This is a genomic window from Pararhizobium sp. P1_E7, from assembly GCF_056405855.1.
This window is the reverse complement of record NZ_JBFUBH010000087.1, coordinates 7,501-9,542: the sequence shown is the minus strand read 5'-3', so window position 1 is coordinate 9,542 and position 2,042 is coordinate 7,501. Positions and strand designations below refer to the sequence as shown.

Annotated in this window: 3 protein-coding genes (1 of these 3 running past the window's edge); all 3 read right to left on the bottom strand. The window is 66.4% G+C overall.

Translation table 11 applies throughout. The annotated features are described in order from the left end of the window. A partial coding sequence (gene hrpB, locus AC1D17_RS26050) for an ATP-dependent helicase HrpB (RefSeq protein ID WP_477568167.1) occupies positions 1-1,341 on the bottom strand: 1,341 nt, incomplete at its 3' end. After that, the gene (locus tag AC1D17_RS26045) at positions 1,338-1,469 is read right to left on the bottom strand and encodes a hypothetical protein (protein ID WP_477568166.1); all 132 of its coding nucleotides are present in this window, start codon (positions 1,467-1,469) and stop codon (positions 1,338-1,340) included. The genes hrpB and AC1D17_RS26045, both read right to left, overlap by 4 nt. A gap of 269 nt (positions 1,470-1,738) precedes the next feature. Further along, positions 1,739-2,042, bottom strand: the final stretch of a protein-coding gene (gene lhpI / locus AC1D17_RS26040; protein WP_477568165.1) for a bifunctional Delta(1)-pyrroline-2-carboxylate/Delta(1)-piperideine-2-carboxylate reductase. Its footprint extends 641 nt past the window's final position; 304 of the gene's 945 nt are visible here — the last part of the coding sequence; the start codon falls outside the window, past its right edge; it ends in the stop codon at positions 1,739-1,741.

The window sequence follows — 2,042 nt, the reverse complement described above, 5'->3', positions numbered from 1 at the left end:
CAGCAGACACGCTTCGTAGGCCTGGCCTTCCTCTGCCGCCGAAACGGCCATGGCAGCAAGACGCGGAGGCAGCGCCAGCTGACGAATCTGTTTGCCTCTTGCCGTCAGAACGCCGCTGGTATCGAGCGCGCCAAGCTGGACAAGCAGCGCCTTCGCCTCCTGCCACGTCGTCGCCGGTGGCGGATCGAGAAAGGCAAGACCGGATGGATCGGCGACGCCCCAATGGGCGAGATCCAGCACCAGGCCCGAGAGGTCGCTCGACAGGATCTGCGGTGGCGTAAAGGCGGGCAGCGCTGCCGTCTGGCCCTGATGCCAGAGGCGGATGGCGATCCCCGGCTCCGTTCGCCCGGCGCGGCCCGCCCGCTGGTCGGCGGAGGCGCGCGAGACGCGCACGGTCTCCAGCCGGGTAATGCCGGTCGATGCCTCGAAGGCGGGAAGCCGCTGCAACCCGCTGTCGATGACGATGCGTACACCGTCGATGGTGATCGAGGTCTCGGCGATCGAGGTGGCAAGGACGATCTTGCGCGTTCCCGCAGCGGCCGGGCGGATCGCCGCATCCTGTTCCTTCTGGCTGAGATTGCCGAACAGCGGCGTGACGGCGGTCTCCGGTCCGAACCGGCCGTCCAGCCGCTCGGCAGTGCGGGTGATTTCCGCCTGTCCCGGCAGGAAGGCCAGGATCGAACCCGTCTCGTCGCGATGGGCCTCGAGGATGGCGCGTGTCACCGCATCTTCAACCCGTTCCGCCGATGGCCGTTCGCGATAGCGGATGTCCACGGGAAAACTGCGCCCCTGGCTCTCGATGACCGGCGCTCCGCCAAGCAGCTGCGCCACCCGCCCGACATCCAGTGTCGCCGACATGACGATCAGTTTCAGATCGTCGCGCAGCGCCTGCTGTACATCCAGCGCCAGGGCCAGCCCGAAATCCGCATCCAGCGAGCGCTCATGAAACTCATCGAACAGCACGGCCGCAACATCAGGCAGTTCCGGGTCGTCGAGCAGCATCCGCGCAAACACGCCTTCGGTTACCACCTCGATGCGGGTCCTCGCCGAAATCCGGCTGTCGAGGCGCATGCGGTAACCGACCGTATCGCCAACGCTTTCGCCAAGCAGGCTCGCCATGCGGCCGGCAGCGGCGCGGGCTGCAAGCCGGCGCGGCTCCAGCAGGATGATCCGGCCATCGCCGCGCCAGGGCTGGTCCAACAGAAACAGCGGCACAAGCGTCGTCTTGCCAGCGCCAGGCGGAGCGGACAGCACGACCGCCCGGGTCCGTGCCAGTGCTTCGCCAAGCGCCGGCAAAATGGCCTTGACTGGCAGTTCTGGCAGTGTGCCGGTCACGCTCATCCGCCAATGTCCTCGCCGATCACCACGCAAAGCCCGTCCGCCGCTTGCGCCGAAAGCAGCGCTCTGTCCTCAAGGCCGATGGAAATCGCCTCCAGATGCAGGCCGTCTGTCTTGCCGTCGGGTTTCATTCAATGCCTCATCGTGCGCCGGTCGCGCAATAGCAAGTGCGGCACCAGCCATGCAATCGGAAATCCGGCGAAGGAAACGAGCGTCTGCAGCAAGGCGAGCCGCCCCAGGCGTTGAAATGTACACTCTCGCCGCAGGCGCCGGCCGAAACCGTATCCCGGTTGGCAGCGGCATCGGTTGCCCTTGCCGGTTCGATCGGCGCCGTAGCCTATGAACTTGCCGCGCCATTTTTCCTTCAAGCGACCCGATTTGACATTGTGCGGTACCGCGATCAGCCCCGCCGCGACCGCTCGAAAGCAAGAACGGCCCCGGCCAGATCCTCAAGGGCTGCACCGACGGATTTGAACAGGGTGATTTCACCTGTGGCTGTTCTGCCCGCATGCCGCCCTGCGGCAAGCTCGGCCAGATCCGCCCGGACGGACCCCGCGGCAATGATCCCGGCCCGCAACGGCTGAACCAGGTCGCCGCCTTCGGTCAGTGCGCCGTCGCGCGTATCGACAAACAGCGTGGCGCGCTCGACAGCCTTGTCGTCGGTCTCGCGCATGCTCGGCTTGAAGGCGCCGACCAAATCGAGA

Coding starts and splice junctions, on each gene's coding strand:
- AC1D17_RS26045 (WP_477568166.1), bottom strand. CDS start 1,469: ATGAAACCCGACGGCAAGACAGACGGCCTGCATCTGGAGGCGATTTCC.